This window comes from Trichocoleus sp. DQ-A2 (assembly GCF_039961915.1).
Lineage (GTDB): Bacteria > Cyanobacteriota > Cyanobacteriia > Cyanobacteriales > FACHB-T130 > FACHB-T130.
The window spans coordinates 1-20,052 of record NZ_JAMPKD010000033.1; the positions used below are offsets into that span (position 1 = coordinate 1).

Genomic DNA, 20,052 nt, shown 5'->3' on the forward strand with positions numbered 1-20,052 from the left:
CGGACAGCGATGTCTTTCCGTTTTATGGAGTGGGTGAACGCTAATCGAGATGTATTCTCAGCCTATAAAGCTGCTTTGGGTTTTATTTGGGCTTGAAATCTGTTTAAGTCCCGTTAGAAGCGCTTTCCTTTTCCCAATGCGATCGCAGCAAAGCAATCAAAGCTTGGATGGAAGCACTGAGTCTACCCCAATTGCCTTTATCGCAGCCAGAGAAATCACCTTGGCAGAAATTGATCGCTCATAGTCGCGATCGCGACTTGGCAGTTGTTCAATATCACTATGATGTCGGCAATGATTTTTACCGTCTTTGGCTCGATCCTTTACTCGTCTATTCTTGTGCCTATTTTGAACATCCTCAGATGAGCCTGCAAGAAGCTCAGCAGGCAAAGCTTGATTTGATCTGCCGTAAACTCCAATTAAAACCCGGTGAATATTTATTAGATATTGGCTGTGGCTGGGGAGCTTTGCTACGCTGGGCTGTAACTCATTACGGAGTGAAGGGATATGGTATTACTCTGAGTAAAGAGCAGCTGGCTTTTAACCAACAAGCGATCGCCAAAGAAGATTTGGACACCCAGCTAAAAGTCGAGCTTCTCGACTATCGCAACTTACCCCAAACGCCAACCTTTGACAAAATTGTTTCAGTTGGGATGGTTGAACACGTAGGAATTAAAAACTACCCCATTTATTTTCAGAGTGCCTTATCTACCTTGAAGCCTGGGGGTTTGTTTCTCAATCACGGCATCACCGCCTCAGAAAAATGGGACGGTTCCAGCCTCAACGAGCGCTTTGTTCAACGTTATATCTTCCCAGACGGAGAGCTGTCCAGGTTGTCCGATTCTTTAGCTGTCGCTGAAGAGACGGGATGGGAGATTGTCGATGTTGATGCTTGGCGGATGCATTACGCCAAAACAATGCGCTGTTGGGCAGCTAATTTGGATGCAGTGATGGAGAAAGCGATCGCCCTCAGCAGTGAACGTAAAGTACGATTATGGCGGCTCTATCTCATCGGTTTCGCTCTTGCCTTTGAACAGAACCACATGGGGCTTTATCAAGTCCTATTGCGGCGACGAGCAGATAAAGCGTGGAAATTGCCGTTTACCCGTAAAGATTGGTTATATTAAGAGTTTTAATATTGCTTGTTTCTACTACACAGTGATGCCACAGCCGTCACTCTGTACAATCAGAATACTCACCGCCTTGGTAGACCACTATGCCCAGAAAACAGCAAAGCTGGATTGTTTTTTAGGCATCAAGAGCAGAATCAGCAATTCTGACACTGTGTTGCCAGCAGATTGAACATTTAAATACAGAAGTTCTTACACTGATCCCCCGTTTAAATTTAGTCTGCGTCATTACTTTTGTCGCTAACCTTATACCAAAGATAGGCTGACAGCAACATTTGTAGCCAGATTATTAACTTTGCACTTTGGCGAACGATTACTGTATAAATACCCTGGCATATTCCTGACCAGTGGAACGCTGTATTTGACTCTAGTTGCCAGTTGAAACCCAAACCAAATTATGCTAAAAATTCCAGGTTATACAATCACATCAAAAATTTACGAGGGAACAAAAACCGTTGTTTATCGAGGATATCGCCATCATGATGAGCAACCTGTTATTGTTAAGAGTCTTTGGCAAGAGTATCCAGCTCTCACGGAAATTGCCAAGCTTAAACATCAATATGAAATTGCTTATAACTTACCTATCCCAGGAATTGTTAAACCTTTAGAACTAGAAAAATATAATCAATATTGGTTTTTAATCTTGGAAGATTTTGGAGGAGATTCACTACAAAATTTTCTCTTAAAAAACAAAATTAATTTAAAAAGAAATATTCAAATAGTTATTAATGTTTCAGAAACAATTAGTCAACTCCATCAAAATAACATTATTCATAAGGATATTAAGCCTCAAAATATCCTTATTAATCCGGAAACGGGATTGGTAAAAATTACCGATTTTAGCATTGCCTCGCGTCTGTCCAGAGAAAACCAGATGATTGGCAACCCCAATTTGCTAGAAGGCACCCTTGCATACATATCACCAGAGCAAACGGGGAGAATGAATCGCTCAATTGATTATCGTACCGACTTTTATTCCTTAGGTGTCACCTTTTACGAAATGCTAACTGGAAGGGTGCCTTTTCAATCTAACGATCCGATGGAGTTAGTTCACTGCCATATTGCCAGCCTTCCAATTCCACCCAATCATCTGAATCCAAACATTCCACCAGCGGTGTCTGACATCGTAATGAAATTATTATCTAAAAATGCTGAAGATCGCTATCAAAGTGCCTTTGGACTCAAGGCCGATCTAGAGACTTGTCTAACCCATCTAGAAAGTACAGGGAAAATTAGCGATTTCCCACTCGGTAGACACGATATCTCTGATAAATTTCAAATCCCCCAAAAACTTTATGGTCGAGACTCTGAAATTGCTTCTCTAATGGCAGCTTTTGAAAGAGTCAGCCTTGGCTCGACTGAAATGATGCTAGTTTCAGGATTCTCTGGAATTGGTAAATCAGCTTTAGTTAATGAAATTCATAAACCAATTGTACGGCAAAGAGGCTATTTTATTTCCGGCAAGTTTGACCAATTTAAACGGAATATTCCCTATGCTTCCTTAATTCAAGCTTTTCAAGAATTAGTTCGACAAATTTTAACAGAAACCCAAGAAAAAATAGACTTTTGGAAAACACAACTATTAGAATCTCTAGGTTGCAACGGTCAAGTCATTATTGATGTAATTCCAGAAGTGGAACTCATTATCGGCAAACAGCCACCAGTTCCGGAACTTGCTCCGACAGAAGCCCAAAATCGATTAAATTTAGTTTTTCAAAAGTTTCTCAGTGTTTTTACGACAAAAGACCATCCCCTAGTCTTATTTCTAGATGACTTACAATGGGCCGATTCAGCCTCATTAAAATTAATTTATCTGCTAATGACCGATCCGGATAGTAAATACTTACTCATGATTGGGGCTTACCGAAATAATGAAGTGAGTGCAACTCATCCTTTAATGCTGACATTGGACGAACTGAAAAAGAGCGATATTGCAGTAAATAATATCTCTCTGAACTCTTTGGTTATTAACAATGTTAATTCACTGATTGCCGACACATTTAAATCTGAATCAACAAAAACGAATTCTTTGGCAAAGTTAGTTTTTAATAAAACTAATGGTAATCCCTTCTTTTTAACTCAGTTTTTAAAATCTCTTTATGAAGAAAATTTGTTTAACTTTAACTTAAAACAGGGATGTTGGCAGTGGGATCTGAAAAAAATTCGAGGAATGCAAATCACGGATAATGTAGTTGAGTTAATGGTGATAAAAGTTAAAAAGCTGTCTGAGTCTACTCAGAAATCCCTAAAACTTGCAGCTTGTATTGGCAACGAATTCAATTTAAAAGTTTTATCGATTGTTAATGAAAAGTCTCAGGTAGAAACTTCTGTTGAACTTAGGGAAGCCCTTAAGGAAGGGCTGATTCTACCCATTGGGAATGCATATAAATACGTTCAAGATTATACAGAAGATACTTTAAATGTTTCTCTCAATAATGATTTAGCTGTTGCCTACAAATTTCTGCATGACCGCGTACAGCAGGCAGTTTATTCCTTAATACCAGAAACTGATAAACAACAGGTTCATCTCAAAGTAGGTCAGCTATTACTTAAAAATACAGATCGAGAAGAACTAGAAGATAAAATTTTTGATATAGTTAATCAGCTTAATTGCGGCAAAGATATCATAACTAATCAAAAGGAAAGATATGAACTAGCAAATTTAAATCTAACCGCTGGTAAAAAAGCAAAGCTATCTACAGCTTTTGAACCGGCATTAAAATATATAACTGCTGGAATGGAACTGCTTTCAGAGAAGGACTGGGAATTCCAGCATCCGTTAATATTATCTCTTTATAAAGAACGCGCAGAATGCGAATACCTGAACGGAAATATTGATAAATGTGAAAAGTTTTTTGAAATTATTTTAAATAAAGCCACGTCTAATTTAGAAAAAGCAAGTGTATATATTATGAAAATAATTATATATACAACTAACTTGATGAAAACTAAAGAAGCGATTGAAATCGGTAAAGCAGGATTGAGGTTATTTGGTATCTCTCTCCCCGATGGTGAAAAGGAACTAAGGAAACTAATAGAATCTGAGACCCAAAAGGTTAAAGCTAATCTGGCAGGGAGAGAGGTTAAAGATTTGATTGATGCGCCAGATATGACCGATTTGGAGAAAGTAGCTGCTACCAAAATTCTTATAAATATGACTCCGCCTGCCCGATTTATTGGGAAGCATATATTTGATTCAATAATGTTAAAAATGGTGAATATATCTTTAAAATATGGCAATTCAAATGTTACTTCTTTTGCTTATATGTCCTATGGATGGACTCTGGCAGGAAGAGATGAGTTTGAATCAGCTTATCAATATGGTGAATTAGCCTTAAAAGTGAATGAAAAATTTAATAATATAACTTTCAAATGTAAACTCAACATGATTTTCGGTTCGTATATTAGTCACTGGAAAAATCATTTGAGGACAGAGTGTGAGGGATATCTAAAAAATGGTTTTCAGAACGGAATTGAAATTGGCGATTTTCAATGGGCTACTTATTCAGCTTACTACCGAGCTGTTAAATTAACATTTAAAGGAGATAATTTGGATGAAGTTTATCAAGAAGCGCAAAGATATTTAGAGTTTACCTCTAAAAAGAAAATACGCTCTTTTATTGATATGTTTTTAGTCATCCAAAAGTTTGCTTTAAGTTTAAAAGGAGAAACAGAACAAAAAACAAGTTTTAACGATAATAATTTTAAAGAGGAAGAGCATTGGGATGAATTGAAAAAAGTTCCAGCTCTTTATGTTACTTATTGTATTTTAAAGGCTCAACTACTTTATTTATACGAGGAATATGATGATGCGATGAAAGCGATCGCAGAAGGGGAAACCCTGATCTCGATTCCTTTCGCGACCATCATGATACCGGAACATTATTTTTACTCTACTTTAATTCAAACAGCTTTTTATCCTACTTTGCTGGAAGCAGAGAAAGAGCAGGCAATGAAAAATATATTGATAAATCTGGAAAAGATGAGGAAGTGGTCTGAAGCTTGCCCAGACAACTTTTTGCACAAATATTTACTAATGTCCGCTGAAATAGCGCGAATTACCGGCAAAGAGGGGGAGGCTTTGGATTTATATGAAAAGTCAATTAACTCAGCTAGAGAAAATGATTATATCCAGAACGAAGCGATAGCCAATGAACTAGCGGCAAAGTTCTTTCTCGGTAAAGGATACACTGTGCTGGCAAAAGCCCATATTCTGGAAGCTCACTATGGCTATCTTAAATGGGGCGCGATCGCTAAAGTGAATGATGTGGAAGAAAAATATCCGCAGTTCTTTTCCGGAGTATCTGTAACCGGCAAAGCTGGGAGTCTGAGCAACATAATTTCTTCTAGTACTGGCAGCGATTCGGGATTGTTGGATGTAACGACAGTCGTGAAAGCCAGCCAAACCTTAGCGAGTGAGATCGTTTTAGACAAGTTGTTAGAAAAGTTGATGAAAATTGTGATTGAGAATGCTGGAGCGCAGAAAGGCTTTCTCATTCTGGAAGAATCAGGCAACTTAGCGATCGCTGCTGAGGGAGAAGTTGATCGGGCTGAGGTAACTGTTCTCCAATTTATTCCCGTAGAATCCAGTCAGAAGGTTTCTCCTGCTATTGTCAATTATGTAAAAAGAACGAAGAATAATTTAGTTTTAAACGATGCCACTAACCAAGGCTTATTTAAATCAGATTCTTACGTTTTACAATATCAGCCTAAATCTATATTATGTCTTCCCATTATTAAGCAAACGCATCTAATTGGTCTGCTTTATCTTGAAAACAATCTGACGACTAATGCTTTTACACCTGACCGATTGAAAGTTTTGGAAATGCTGTCTTCTCAAATTGCTATCTCTCTAGAGAATGCCAAACTCTATGATGAGATGACAGCATTAAATGCTGACCTCAAGCAAGAAATTGACGAGCGCAAGCAGGCAGAAAATCGCTTACGCGAAAGCGAAGAGCGATTTCGATTGATTGCCGAAACTACTCCGGTTCCTCTACTGATAAGTCGTGTATCTGACAGCCAAATTCTGTATGCGAATATGGCGTGTAGCTCAACTTTGGGTCTATCCACGCAAGAATTGATAGATCGTCAGGCACAAGAATTTCATTACGATCCTGAGGCTCGAAAAGAGTTGCTGAAGATACTGGCTAAAAATGGGTACGTCCGCAACTACGAATTTCAGGCGAAAAAGGTAGATGGAACGCCATTTTGGATTAATTTATCCATTCAGCCAATCGCATTCAACGGCGAGCAAGCAATGCTGAGTGGATTCCAAGACATTACCGAACGCAAACGGATGGAGGAGTTAAAAGACGAGTTTCTGGCAAATACCTCCCACGAACTCCGCACCCCGCTTAATGGCATCATTGGCATTACCGAATCTTTGATAGATGGTGTAACGGGGCATTTGCCTGAGAAGACAATTTATAATCTATCGATGGTAGTATCGAGCGCTCACCGGCTATCCAATTTGATCAACGATATCCTTGATTTTTCTAAACTGAAACATGGAAATCTACCACTTAAAATCAAGCCGGTGGGAATGAGAGAAATTACCAACGTAGTGCTGACTCTCAGCCAGCCTCTAATTGGTAAGAAATCTTTGCAACTGCTCAATAAAATTTCTCCCAATACACCGTCTGTTAATGCTGATGAAGATCGGGTGCAACAAATTCTCTACAACCTGGTCGGAAATGCTATTAAATTTACTGATTCTGGTGTAGTAGAAGTGTCGGCATCTGTGGTCGAGGAGGAGCAGAAGGAAGATTCTTCTAACGCTGAATATTTACCTTATCTAGCGATTACCGTTGCCGATACGGGAATTGGTATTCCCCCAGAGAAATTTGGCAAAATCTTTGAATCTTTTGAACAAGCTGATGGCTCAACAGCAAGAATTTATGGAGGGACTGGTCTTGGTCTGGCGATTACTAAAAAGCTAGTGGAATTGCACAATGGGGAAATTTGCGTAGAATCTCAAATGGGCGTTGGTTCCCAATTTACGTTTACCCTACCCCTCTCGAAAGAGGTGAAGGTTGAAGAATTGAAGGTTGAAGAAAGGTTTAAGTTTAAAGAATTGAAACCTCGACTTGGAAACCTGCAACCTGCTAAACAGCAATTTGCAACCCAAAGTGGCGACATCAAGATTTTGATAGTGGATGATGAGCCAGTTAACGTGCAGGTGCTGGTCAACTATCTATCGGAGCAAAACTATTCCTTAACTCAAGCCTTTAATGGCATAGAAGCATTGGCAGCGATCGCGCAGGGGTTAAGACCTGACATCATTTTATTGGATGTAATGATGCCGCGCATGACTGGCTATGAAGTTTGCAAGAAAATTCGCGAACAGTATTCGCTGAACGAACTTCCCATTTTGATGTTAACTGCCAAAAATCAAGTATCAGACCTGGTAGAAGGATTTAAGTCTGGTGCCAACGACTATCTCATTAAACCAATCTCGAAAAATGAACTTCTAGCACGCATCAACCTTCATCTTCAGTTATCTAATCTGGAGGCGCTGCGGCAAGCAGAAGCGCGAGAACGAGAGAAAGCACAACAGCTAGAACTCACTTTAAGCGCATTGCAACGCACCCAAGCCCAGCTGATTCAGGCAGAAAAAATGTCTAGTATTGGGCAACTGGTGGCGGGAGTAGCCCATGAAATTAACAACCCAGTCAATTTTATTTACGGCAATCTTGCCCCTACAAATGACTATGCGCGAGACTTGCTCAATCTTATACAGATGTATGAGCAGTTTTACCCCAATCCAGTTCCAGAAATTCAGCGAGAGATGGAGACAATTGAATTGGAATATTTGAAAGAAGACTTCCCAAAAATCTTGTCTTCCATGCAGGTAGGAGCCGAACGTATCCAATCCATTGTGCTGTCATTGAGAAACTTCTCGCGCTTGGATGAAGCAGAAATGAAGCCAGTAGATATTCATTCAGGCATTGAATCTACCTTGTTAATTTTGCAGCATCGGCTCAAACCCCAGAAAAAACGATTGGGGATTGAGGTGGTTAAAGAATTTGCTCGCCTGCCTAAAGTGGCCTGTTATGCAGGTCAGTTGAATCAGGTATTTATGAATATTCTCAGTAATGCAATCGATGCCTTAGAAGAGGTTTGTGGTTTATCGTTCGCGGGTCATGACCATGAACAATCAACCATGAATCATGAACAATCACCTACGATTTGGATTCGCACCTCTGTTGTAGAGGAGGATCGGGTTGCAATCCGGATTGGGAATAATGGGCCTAGCATGACAGAGGAAGTGCAAAAGAAGATATTTGACCCCTTCTTTACGACGAAGCCGGTGGGAGCTGGCACTGGCTTGGGATTGTCTATCAGCTACTCGATTGTGGTGGAACGTCACGGGGGACAGATTCGCTGTATTTCGTCACCCTTACAGGGCGTAGAGTTTATTATAGAGATTCCGATTCAGCAGCAAAAAAAAGGCTGATATAGACCAGGAGCAATCAAAATGAAGACTTCTGGCGTCAGGTGCAAAGCGAATCATTTTCTTTGAGAGGCATCGCCCAACCGCTGACCAATTTACCGTAAAGTAACAGCATCTGGAATGCCCGAATTGCTAAATCCCAAAAAATGTTATACTATTCAAGTTATTAGGGCATGTAGCTCAGTGGATAGAGCATCAGATTCCGGTTCTGAGGGTCGGGGGTTCGAATCCCTCCATGCTCGTTGAAAGCTCTAAAAAGAAGAGGCGCGATCGCGTCTCTTCTTTAGCCTTTAAACTTTAACCTTTCGAGTAAACGCAATAACCACTCGCCAAAATCCCTTTTAAAAATTTGGAAGGATTCACTTCCCGCTCAATATCTGGCGAAGCAGAAATATCAACTCCCCTCAGTTGTTCTGGTAGCAGGGCAGATTTATGGGGTTTTATCATGTATTGGGGGCATTTTTGCGAGAGTTGGGAATTTTTCAGCAGCCAGTTGATTTCCCGCAACGAGTATTGCTTTAAATCGGCTAAATTGAGTCCGGATTTCCTGACTTTCCTCAAAACGTTATCCAGAATATTTGCCGGACAGTATCGGTTGTAAAATAAATCCTCAAAAATAAAGACTCCCCCTGGCTTGATGACACGAGCAATTTCTGCCAGGTTCTTGCTGAGTTGTTGTTTTTCTAGGTGAAGAAAAACACTACTTGAGATTACAAATTCTATTGAATTGTCCTCAAAGGGCAACTGACCCATTGGCATACAAATCAAAGAAAAATCCGATGAAGAGAATAAATTGTATGCCTTATGAAAGGTCAACATCCGACGCAGCATATTTTCGGAAATATCTATTCCGTAATACTGATTGCAGGTAATTTTTTTTTGTTTTGAAAGATAGGCAGCATGTCTGCCATATCCACAACCCAGATCCAAAATCGAATCAAAATGTTTGCCTGTCGGAATATTCTCCCAAATTTCTTTAGGAGTTTTTTGAGAAGGGGTAGTTTGTTCCCATTGCAGTGAAGCTTTCTCCCAGATTTGCTTCAGATTCAATCTGGAATCAGCTTCATAGTTTTTCGGGAAAAATATCTCATTGAGCAGTTGAAAATTGTTTAACTGAAGTTGAGATTTTTTTAAGGTCGGCATTTGACTCAATCTCCTCCCCTAGGCTGTGGTTGGATGAAAGCGACTATTTTGTATTCTTCAGTACCCCAGCCTTAAAGATTCGGGTAACTCCGTAAATATCCGGACTGATGTTCTTTATATTTAATCTTTCCTTCAAAAATATTGCTATGGCTGAGAGCTTATCTTTACTTAAGCTTTAAATAAAAAGAGAGCTGACCGCAGAAGTATAAAGTTTCTGTAAAGAAGACTGAAATTTTCAAGACAATAAATTCTGGATTTTCTCGTAAAATCAAGGCTTCTAGGCGATTTAACCGTTTTCAATCTGTTTCCAAATTAGGAAAAATGACCGCACTCCGGGTTGTGGGTGAGAAAATGCTTATATCCGTATATCTTCGGATATAAGCCTAAAGATAGAGTTGTTACCGATTCCAGATGCTGAAAGCAGTATTAGATTTCTGTATCGTCAGTGTTTTCCCTCATCCCTCTGACAATTCGGGAGAGTTCGCTCTTTTCATCAACCGCAATCCGAGTAGGAGAACCACTGATAATTCGTTCGTAATTCCGGAACGAATCCTTAATTTCAGCTCCTGCATCACTAATCGTGTACTCGCGGATGCCTTTTTCATGCCACGAACCCCGCATTTTAAAGACATTGATAGCGCGGGACATTTCACCGCGAATTTCCACATATTGCAGCATCAAAATCGTGTCTGTAATGGTGGAAATATGGGAATCCGTAATCGAGTGGGAACCCATAAAGTGGTCTGTGGTATTGGTAAAAAAGCCAGTGATTTCCTCTTGCTTGGCATAACCTGTAACCCCAATCACAAACTGCCGGAAGGCGTTGTTGCTGACGCCTCGAGCTAATGCCGAAAGCGAATCAATGGCAATGCGAGACGGCTTGAATTCAGCAATTTCCGACTTAATCATCTGCAAGTGGTCTTCTAACCCAGCCGACTCTGGATAGGTGCAAAGGATTCTCAGCAATCCTTTTTGTTCCATCTCCTCAAAATCAATGCCCCAAGAGTAGGCGTTGCGAGACAGTTGGGCACGAGATTCTTCGTAGGCAAACAAAATGGCACGTTCGTTGTTCGTACAGGCAACTTGCAAAAATTTGCTGACTAAAAGCGTTTTGCCAGTACCCGTGGCACCCGTTGTCAGAATGATAGAATCTTTAAAAAATCCACCTCCACACATTTCGTCAAGGGTTTTAACACCCGAAGACACCCGGACATTAGAAGAACGCTGGGTGAGCCGCATCGCTCCTAGCGGGAAAATATTGATGCCATTATTGGTCATGGTGAAAGGGTATTCCCCTTTCATGTGAGTGGTGCCACGAAGTTTAAGAATTTCAATCGTGCGACGACGGCGTTCTCCTTCCAAAACGTTGCGGACAATTGCCACGTTATCGGAAACAAACTCTTCTACTCCGAACCGCGCCACCGGGCCATATTCTTCGAGCCGTTCCGTCGTCATCACCGTAGTGACGCCAATTTGTTTGAGGCGAGCTACTAAGCGAAAAATTTCTCTTCGTACCACAGAAGCAGCATCATATTGCTGAAAAACAGCGGTGACAGAATCGATAGAAACCCGCTTGGCTTTGTATTTACGAATGGCGTACTGAATCCGCTCAATTAGGGCGGAAAGGTCAAAGTTCCCGACGACTTCCTGCCCTTCCGGATCGGGTGAAGCATCCAGAATAAATAACTTTCCTTCATCAATTAAGCGTTGCAGATCCCAACCAAAACTGGAGGCATTTTTGATGATATCGGTAGGAGATTCTTCAAAGGTAACAAATACCCCAGGCTCATCAAAATAGGCAATTCCATGATAAAGAAATTGAACGGCAAATAATGTCTTGCCAGTTCCAGAAGTACCACTGAATAAGGTAGTTCTCCCTAAAGGTAAGCCTCCATGACTAATATCATCGAAGCCTTCAATCATCGTCCGGATTTTTTGTACTCCCACCGGAGCCAATTCGGCTTGTGGCTCAATCGGATTAGTTTTACTCATCGCTCTTCCGTCGCAAAAATTGGCTCTACTTGCAGAAACGGGCTAGGAAACCTACAACAGTTTAAAGTCTAAAGTCTTCAGTCCGAATTAAAGTTTATAAATCCGCTTCGGCTTCAGCAAGTTCTTCATAGAGAATATCTAGCCCTACCAAGACTTTTTCCCGATCTGAAAGATCCCCAATGATTTTGCGGACTGGAGGTGGTAATACTTTTGCTAAGGTGGGTGTGGCTAATATTTTATCTTCCTCTGCCAGTTGCGGATTTTTGAGAACATCGATCACTTTGAGAGCGTAGACACCTTGAAACTCGTGTTCGAGGATATTTTTGAGTGTTGTCAAAGCTCGTACAGAATTGCTAGTATTTCCAGCAACGTAGAGCTTGAGAACATAAGTTTTCTTTAGCGCACTCATAGCTTAGGGATTAGGGTAAGAGTTTTGGAGTGGGAAATCGGGATTGTCTAAAGTCTAAGGTTTTTTGGAGTCTGCTTTAAATGAATCGCTTAAAGCGCAAACTCATGACTCTCTAGGAATGGAACGGCGATACATTTCGCACAGGTGAGCAATGACATCAATTAAAGTCAGTCGATAGTCCAGTAATACTTCTTCACTCCGCCCCTCTAATTTCAGTTTTTTGGAAAAATCATCCATTAATTCCATGTGAATTTCAACAATTTGAGAAACAGAGAGATCGGCAAAAAAAGCCGTTGTCACAAATTGGTCGATTATTTGATTCAGTGTACTCTCTGTGGAAAAGTAACTGAGAACAATTTTGCGGTATTCTGCTCGGAGTTGCTGTAAAAGTTCTTGCTTCTCGGTTCGGGATAGATAGCGGAAAAAAGACTGTGGATTTCGCTTATAGTACACACCCAAGTATCCTAATCGCTCCTTAAGTTTTTCAGACAGCCGTCGCTGCTGTAGCATGAGAAAATTTTGAGTATGCAACTCGGTGATTGGATCGACGGTGATGGAGCGATCTGGCAGGAGACAGGTGGGAGCAAGAGTAAGAAACTGAGCGATCGCCCGTTCAATCAACCGCGCGATTTTGTCCGCTTCGGTTGCAGCTACATAAACTTCCCCAGGGTGGTAGATGTAAGTCTCCAAGGCTTGGGTAGAATTCGGGGCGGTACGGGGGGGATTTTGCCCCTCTAGGGTGGTCGCTCCCTGACTGGCTTCGTCTGCTACCCCAGATAAAATCACAACTGGCAGCAGTATGCCTTGTTCGTACAAACGATTGACGAGGGGACGCAACGATGAGTCTTCTTGTAAAACCAAACAATCAATTTGTTGCTTGTACTGCTCAACCCAGTCAAACAACTCCGGTAAGGACGATATCTGGTTTAGAAGATAGCGATGTTCTACGGCGATCGCTTCTTTGGGGGATTCGCTGCACAATGAATCGCGTAAGGACTGTGCCAGCGACTCCGAGCGCACAAAAGTACAAATAGACAGCGGATGATGCAAAACTTTAACTATTCTAGAGTAGAAATTAAATTACTGTTTGTTTGGAGACATCTCTCAGGAGGAGGATCTCTCACCGGCATTCTTCATTAACTACTTAATATTAATTTAATCATTAATCCAATTGTTATTAATTGTAATTAGTAGGCTCAAGAAGCCCCCTCGACCGAGGCATAATTGAGCAGTACCTTGTTTTTGCTTTTTTAAAACTAGCTCTACGAAATTCAACCTTTGTCAACTCCTTTTTAAATACCTATAGGCTGTAGGCAGGGAAAAACCCAAGCGCTCTCCGCACCTACTGAGCCTCAGCGATGAATTCGAGCGGCGACGTACTGCGTGCGTTCTTGTTGCACTTTCCCCTAGCCAGGTTGGTCATGTCCATATCCACTCCCAGTTTAAAGGAATTTATCGAGCCAGTTCCCGTTTGCGAACAAACAGTGGCATTGGTGAGGGTGCTGGAGATTTTTAGCTCTGGTAGTTGCGATCGCCTGGTGGTGGTCAGCGAACAACAACATCCACTGGGAGTCATCAATCTGCGGGCAATGATGCCTCATCTTCTAGTAACAAATTCGTTCAGCCAAAAAAATTATTTAGTTGCTCCTTTGACGCTGGATTTACAGCAACCCCTGTGTCATCTAAATTTTCCTCTGATTGAACGGTTGACAACGTTACCGAGTCAGCTGTCTCTGAAGGAATTTCGCCTGTATTTGCGCTCATGCAATTCCCAAACACCGCAACATTGGGCTGTGGTCGATCCCACTCATCAATTCTTGGGTTTGTTAGATAGCCAGCGGATCTTGAAATTCATGGCAACCGCCGAAGGCAGCGAGGAATGGGGCATCGGCAGTAGTCAGAAGAGAGCTTCCCAAGCCTATACCCCAGGAGAACTCCAAGAAGACGCAATCGCTTTGCGGGAAGTAACCCCGCTCCGAGAAGCCGCCCTCCAGGCATCCGGACATCTACGCAAACCGCCCTTCCCTTGGTCAGTCGCAACAAACACAGTTCAACGCCCTGCTGCGGAGAAGCCGACAGGGGGACAAGTGGGGCAATCGCACGGCGGGCACAGAACCTTAGTGCAACTGTTGGAACAACTGCCATTGCCTTTAAGGTTGCAAACAAGTTCTGGACAAGCGATCGCCCAGAACCTAACTTGGCGTCAGCAGATTGGGGAAAGCTTTAACCCACCCGTAGTACAGCAAGAGGCACCTGCCAGATTAGATTCCTTGCCCTCGGTGTGGAGCGAGATATTCGTCGGAAGTTCTAGCGCCCAGGAAATTCAGCCTGCTCGGCGATGGGAGCCTTCAAAGCAAAGCAACCGATCCGATTTGGGTGCAGATGAAGCCTCTGTTAGCGGTGATTCTGCCAGCGTGATGTCAGCGACAGAAGCCACCCTGACTCTAAATAACCCTCTCGATAATTCCTCAGCAACCCAACCTTCTAGAACCTGGAAAAAGAGCAACGAGCGCATTTGGCAGTTTGTCAAAATTCCCCTGTGGCAGAACGGGGCTGAGTTAGAACTTCTCGAAACCTTAGGCAAAACCCCAGTACAGGAGTTCCGAGGAAATCCTTATCTTCCCGCTTCTTCCTCTTCACTGAATCCTGACCCGCAATCTTCAGCACTCGGCACTGACTTATGGCTGGTGATGGCAACTGATATCACGGAACAGCAGCAGGTTGCCAAGGAACTAACGGCTAAAAATGCGGATTTGGTGCAACTCAACCGGATGAAAGATGAGTTTTTAGCCTGTATCAGCCACGAACTGAAGACTCCCCTAACTTCCGTGCTGGGTTTATCCAGCTTGCTCAAGGATCGGGTACTGGGACAGCTGAACGAGCGACAGGAACGCTATGCAAAGCTGATTCATCAGAGTGGGCGTCAGTTGATGACGGTGGTCAACGATATTTTAGATTTGACCCGCATGGAGACGGGGCAGTTGGAACTGTCGCCAGAACCCGTGAATTTTCTGACAGTGTGCGATCGCGCCTTATCTCAAGCGAGACAACTCCAGACCTTAAAAGACCAACCGGCGACGGGGCATGAACCAGTCAGCAACGCCAAAGAGGAACTGGGTTTTACGCTCAGTATCGAACCTGGATTAGAAACGATTGTGGCGGACGATTTGCGTCTGCGCCAGATGCTCACTCACCTGCTTTCCAACGCCCTCAAATTTACCGAAGCGGGCGGCGAAATTGGACTGAAAGTTAGTCGGTGGGAAGGCTGGATTGCTTTTACTGTTTGGGACACTGGCATTGGTATCCCAGAGGCAAAACAACATTTAATTTTTCAAAAATTTCAACAGCTAGAAGACCCGATGACCCGCCGCTTTGACGGGACGGGGTTGGGGCTGGTTTTAACCCAAGGTTTGGCTCGTCTGCACGGTGGGGATGTTTCCTTTATCTCCAAACCCGGTGAGGGAAGCCAGTTTACCCTGCTACTTCCTCCGATTCCCCCGACGCGCAAGGAGGAAGGAAGCCGGATGAAGGCTCAAAAAAATCGGGATGCATCCTTCACCCCCCATCGTTCATCCTTGAACCGCAATCGGTTGATTTTGATCGTCGAAGCCGCACCCCAGTACATCGACCATCTCACTCAGCAACTCACCAGTTTGGGCTATCGAGCTGCGATCGCTCGTTCCGGGACAGAAGCCCTCGAAAAAGCACGGCGATTTCAGCCACAAGCCATACTGCTCAACCCGTGCTTGCCCCTGCTTTCCGGCTGGGACGTGCTGACTCTGCTCAAATCAGACGACCAAACCTGCCACATTCCAGTCATCGTGACAGCCGCTAACGCCGAAAAAGAGCAAGCCGCCTCCAACCGAGCAGATGGCTTTTTAACGCTGCCAGTCCAGGCGGAAACTTTACGCCACAGCCTGACTTGTTTAACCAAGCCAAAGCAATGCACCAACGTCAGCCTGACGATTTTACATCTCACTTCTCTTGAGCAAGCCGCGATAGAATTTTCGCCCACCGCATTGGGACTCTCGCCAAATCACCGGGTTCTAGAAGCCGACGATCTAGAACAGGCAGAACTTCTGGCTCGCGTTTGGCAGCCGGATGTCGTTATCCTCGATGGTGGGGGTCTAGAAGATCCGCTTGTCTATCTCCAACAACTTGCCTCACGGACAAGCCTTGCTTCTCTACCATTAGTAACGCTAGATCGCCCGACCACTGAGGCGGCAAATCAAGTGAGCAGTCTTTGTGTCTTTCCCTGTTTGGCAGGAGATGGGAACGATCATACCGCAGCCTTATTGCAGGTGATTCAGATTGCCGTTGGGATGAGCTGCAAGCCGAGCATTTTAGTTGTCGATGCGCGATCGCTGATGGATTTGTCGGCAAGCGTCAATCGCTACCCGACCAGCGAAGCCTTCGACCCTCGATTGTTCGCTAAACCCCAGCTGGGCAGCTCGAAGGCATCGCCTCTGATTCACTACCTACAAAAAGCCGGGTTTAGAAGTATACTTTCGCGGTCTTGGACTGAAGTATTGCGGCAACTTCAACAGCAAAACGTTGATTTATTGCTGATCGATCTGGCAGACATGGAGCTAAATCCAGCCTTGATGGAGGCGCTGGCTTCCTTGAGACAGATGCCTTTTCTGCCGCCGATTTTGGTGCTTGAGCATCAAAATGATGGGGTCGATGAAGCTACCTCAGAGTTGCCGGAAATCCTCAGCGCGATCGCTACCAAAATTCTGCGCGTGCCCACCCTATCGATGGCAGAAGTGTTAGACCAAATTCACCAAACCCTTACCCAATCAACCTACTAACTCTCATCCCCACCTCACCTTCTCGTTTCCTGGTGCAGGAGTAGGGCATTGCCGTGCCTGCTGAAATGTTGGTATGGGCGACTACCTGCTCAGGCCATCTACAGGAAGTAACTTTTTATACACCTGTCTCCCGGCGTATTTTCCCTTGACAATGCCATAATTCCTTGAGTATATTGCACTAAAAATAGAACATTTGTTCTATTTAAAGGCTGTGTTCCCGGTTAGATTGCGACACTCTGCTGTAGGAAATTTACCTACAACCGAGCAACTTTTTTATGGAGAGAAAGCATGAATAAAGTGGCATCCAAAGACAGCAAAGAACAGATTCTAGAAGCCTTCAAACAACTGATTGCAGACAAGAAAAGAATCGAGTCAAAAATCGCGACTAAGGAACAAGAAGCAGAAAAAGAAAAGAACAAAGAAGTTCTTCAAGCAGCTTCTACTTATACCATCGATAGTATTGTCAAAGGTCTAGCCGATCTGCAATTAGAGTTTGGCGGAATTGTTTTTGGACTCTCCGCAAAATTAACGGGTGAAACTTCAAAGTTAGACGAACTAAAACGGGCGCTAGACATTGAAACGCAGCATTTGCAAGAACTTCAGCAAATCAGAGTCGTCGCAGATGCGCTGCACATCTTAACGCAAGAACACCAAGAAAACCTAAAATCACTTGAACAAAAAATAGCCAGCGAACGGGAAGCACTGGAAAAACAACAGTCTACCATCCGCAAATCTTGGCAAAAAGAACAGGAAGAATTTGAAACGACACTCCAAGAACAAAATGCTCTATTAACTGCCGAACGCCAGCGGGAAGTTGAAGAATATCAATACGATTTAGAACGTACTCGGAAAATAGAGACAGATGAGTACGAAGAAATTAAGCGAAACTTGGAACGGGAATTGCAACAATCTGAAAAAGAGAAAGAAAAACAGTGGTCAGAGCGAGAAAACAGTCTGACAAAGCGTCAAGCAGAATTTACGGAGCATCAAAAGAAAATAGAAGGATTTCCTAAAGAATTGGAGGATGCTGTTAAAAAAGCCAGAGAAGAGGCAATTAAAGACGTTCACCAAGACGCTAAAGTGCAAGCTGATTTGTATGAAAAAGAGTGGGAAGCGACTAAACAAGCGAATGAATTTAAAATTCAATCCCTAGAGCAGACAATTCAAAAACAATCTGAACAAATAACAGAAATGACTGCTCAACTTCAAGCTGCCTTGAAGCAAGCACAAGATATTGCCATGAGAGCCTTTGACAACTCCTCCGCTAAATTAACAGGCACGGAAAAGAGAAATTAGAAATTCGCTTTTATCTGGCTCCATAAATAGCGGTTCTCAAAAATAGGAGATTATCAATGGCAAGAAAACCCAACGACAAAAACACCAAGGCTGAAATCTTAGCGGCGTATGAGGAATTAAGTAAAGAGAAAGCAGCGCTAGATTCGCAACTGAAGCAACTGAATCAAAGTAAACCACCAGCGATTAAAGACAAACAACCATTGGAATCGAGGATAACAATGAATCAGGCTGCTGCGGATCAACAAAAAATGGAGCGGGTAATTGAAAGTCTGGCAAAGCTGCAATTAGGATTCGGGAGTGCTGTCAGCGAGTTGTCAGAGAAACTGACATTAGAAGCTTCTAAGCTACAAGAACTCAGGGGTTCAGTCGCCAGAGAGGTTAAACAATTAGAAGAACTACATAATTTAGAAATCGCAGAAGGAATGTTGGATACGCTCATCCAACAGTATGAAGAAAGTTCCAAAACTTTTGAAGAGGAACTTAGCCAAAGACGTGAAAATTTAGAACAAGAAACACTAGAGCAAAAAAACGCTTGGTTCAAAGAGCAAGAAGAACGTAAACGCTCGATTAAGGAGCGCAATGAAACGCAAGCTAAAACGCGACAGCGGGATGCTAAAGAGTATAAGTACGATCTAGAACTTCAACGCAACATCAACCAGGACGAGTACGATCAAACCAAGAAAGGTTTGTATAAGCATCTGGAAGAATTCCAACAAGAAAAGGAAAAACAGTGGGATGAGCGGGAGAAAGCGATCGCTGAACGAGAAAAACAATATGACGAGGCGAAAGCTAAGGTAGAAGTATTTCCTAAGGAACTGGAAGCGGCTATCAAAAAATCCAAGGAAGAAGGCAAAGGCATCGCCCATTACCAAACCAAAATTAAGTCTGATTTGTATGCTAAAGATGTGGAAATGCAAAAGCGTTTGCACGAACAGAGAATTCAGTCGTTAGAGGAGACGATTCGCAATCAGGATGCGCGAATTCTCAGTCTCTCGAAACAACTCGATTCAGCCCTCAAGCAGGTTCAGGATCTGGCTGTTAAAGCGATTGAAGGGGCATCAAATGCTAGTTCCTATCAGTCATTGAAAGAAATCACGCTGGAGCAAGCGAAAACCCTCCAGAAAAACAAATAAGATGATTCGTTCGGTTGCATAGATTGTAGAGACGCGAAGCGGTGCTGCTTCGCGTCTCTCGCGTCTCTATAGAGGGAAAATTCTCGCGTCTTTTTACTAACCGAACTATTTATCTGCTGCTTCTACGGCGCAGCTAGCATGCCTCCTCCAAGACCCGCATCGTGCAACCTTTGGGCACCAATATTGCGGCTGAGTACCGCTAGTCCCGCCAAATGCGCTTGCAAACCGGCTGTACTGGCGCAGCAATCAGTCAGTACAAGTGGTTCAATGCCGATATCGAACAGATCCATTGCAATCTTCAACACGCACATATCGGTATCGATACCGACGACAGAAATCCGCTCAATCGAATTTTCGCGCAGGTAGTTCACCAGTTCTTCTGGCATTCCGCACAGTCCCGACTTTGAGAACACAAGTTCTGGTTTGGCAAAGGATTCGAGTTCTGAGACAAGGTTTGTTTCTGCGTCGCTGTCGCAGCCGTGCCAGTTCAGAAAGCGATAGTACGGCCCGTCGGACACATTGATAAAGCGTGTAAACAGAATTGGCGCGTACTCGTGACGCTGGAGAAGGCGGACAACACGCTCCGGGATATGATGCGTGAAGTCGTTGATAAAACCAGATTGCACATCGACGATGAGTAATGGCTCGGACATCTAAACGCTTCCCTTCAACAGCCTTGCTTTCT

10 protein-coding genes and 1 tRNA gene are annotated in these 20,052 nt (G+C 43.2%); 6 read left to right on the forward strand and 5 right to left on the reverse strand.

The window, feature by feature from the left end:
* Positions 1-167: 167 nt before the first annotated feature.
* The 3 genes from NC997_RS24365 to NC997_RS24375 all read left to right on the forward strand — a co-directional run bounded on the left by NC997_RS24365 (position 168) and on the right by NC997_RS24375 (position 8,825).
* Entirely contained in the window at positions 168-1,124 is a 957-nt protein-coding gene (locus NC997_RS24365; RefSeq protein ID WP_190525469.1) for a class I SAM-dependent methyltransferase, read from the forward strand.
* A 400-nt stretch (positions 1,125-1,524) separates the two neighbouring features.
* On the forward strand, positions 1,525-8,586 hold the full coding sequence (locus NC997_RS24370; RefSeq protein WP_190525470.1) for an ATP-binding protein: 7,062 nt from the start codon (positions 1,525-1,527) through the stop codon (positions 8,584-8,586).
* Positions 8,587-8,752: 166 nt separating this feature from the next.
* A tRNA-Arg gene (locus NC997_RS24375) sits at positions 8,753-8,825 on the forward strand.
* Between the two features lie 55 nt (positions 8,826-8,880).
* Here the strand turns inward: NC997_RS24375 and NC997_RS24380 are convergent.
* From NC997_RS24380 to NC997_RS24395, 4 genes are all read right to left on the reverse strand, one after another.
* On the reverse strand, positions 8,881-9,726 hold the full coding sequence (locus NC997_RS24380) for a class I SAM-dependent methyltransferase (RefSeq protein ID WP_190525471.1): 846 nt from the start codon (positions 9,724-9,726) through the stop codon (positions 8,881-8,883).
* A gap of 426 nt (positions 9,727-10,152) precedes the next feature.
* On the reverse strand, positions 10,153-11,718 hold the full coding sequence (kaiC, locus tag NC997_RS24385) for a circadian clock protein KaiC (protein ID WP_190415940.1): 1,566 nt from the start codon (positions 11,716-11,718) through the stop codon (positions 10,153-10,155).
* Positions 11,719-11,812: 94 nt separating this feature from the next.
* Positions 11,813-12,127, reverse strand: coding sequence for a circadian clock protein KaiB (kaiB, locus tag NC997_RS24390; protein ID WP_190415941.1), 315 nt, complete (start codon positions 12,125-12,127; stop codon positions 11,813-11,815).
* A gap of 102 nt (positions 12,128-12,229) precedes the next feature.
* Entirely contained in the window at positions 12,230-13,177 is a 948-nt protein-coding gene (locus NC997_RS24395) for a circadian clock protein KaiA (protein WP_190525472.1), read from the reverse strand.
* A gap of 371 nt (positions 13,178-13,548) precedes the next feature.
* Here NC997_RS24395 and NC997_RS24400 point away from each other — a divergent pair, with 371 nt between their 5' ends.
* From NC997_RS24400 to NC997_RS24410, 3 genes are all read left to right on the forward strand, one after another.
* On the forward strand, positions 13,549-16,938 hold the full coding sequence (locus NC997_RS24400; protein ID WP_190525473.1) for an ATP-binding protein: 3,390 nt from the start codon (positions 13,549-13,551) through the stop codon (positions 16,936-16,938).
* 288 nt (positions 16,939-17,226) lie between these two features.
* Positions 17,227-18,234: a hypothetical protein gene (locus NC997_RS24405; protein WP_190525474.1), complete on the forward strand. Its 1,008-nt coding sequence runs from the start codon at positions 17,227-17,229 to the stop codon at positions 18,232-18,234.
* 56 nt (positions 18,235-18,290) lie between these two features.
* Entirely contained in the window at positions 18,291-19,367 is a 1,077-nt protein-coding gene (locus NC997_RS24410; protein ID WP_190525475.1) for a hypothetical protein, read from the forward strand.
* Positions 19,368-19,489: 122 nt separating this feature from the next.
* On the opposite strand, the gene NC997_RS24415 is transcribed toward NC997_RS24410, so the two are convergent.
* Positions 19,490-20,020, reverse strand: a complete 531-nt coding sequence (locus tag NC997_RS24415) for an isochorismatase family cysteine hydrolase (protein ID WP_190437313.1) — start codon at positions 20,018-20,020, stop codon at positions 19,490-19,492.
* Positions 20,021-20,052: the final 32 nt, after the last annotated feature.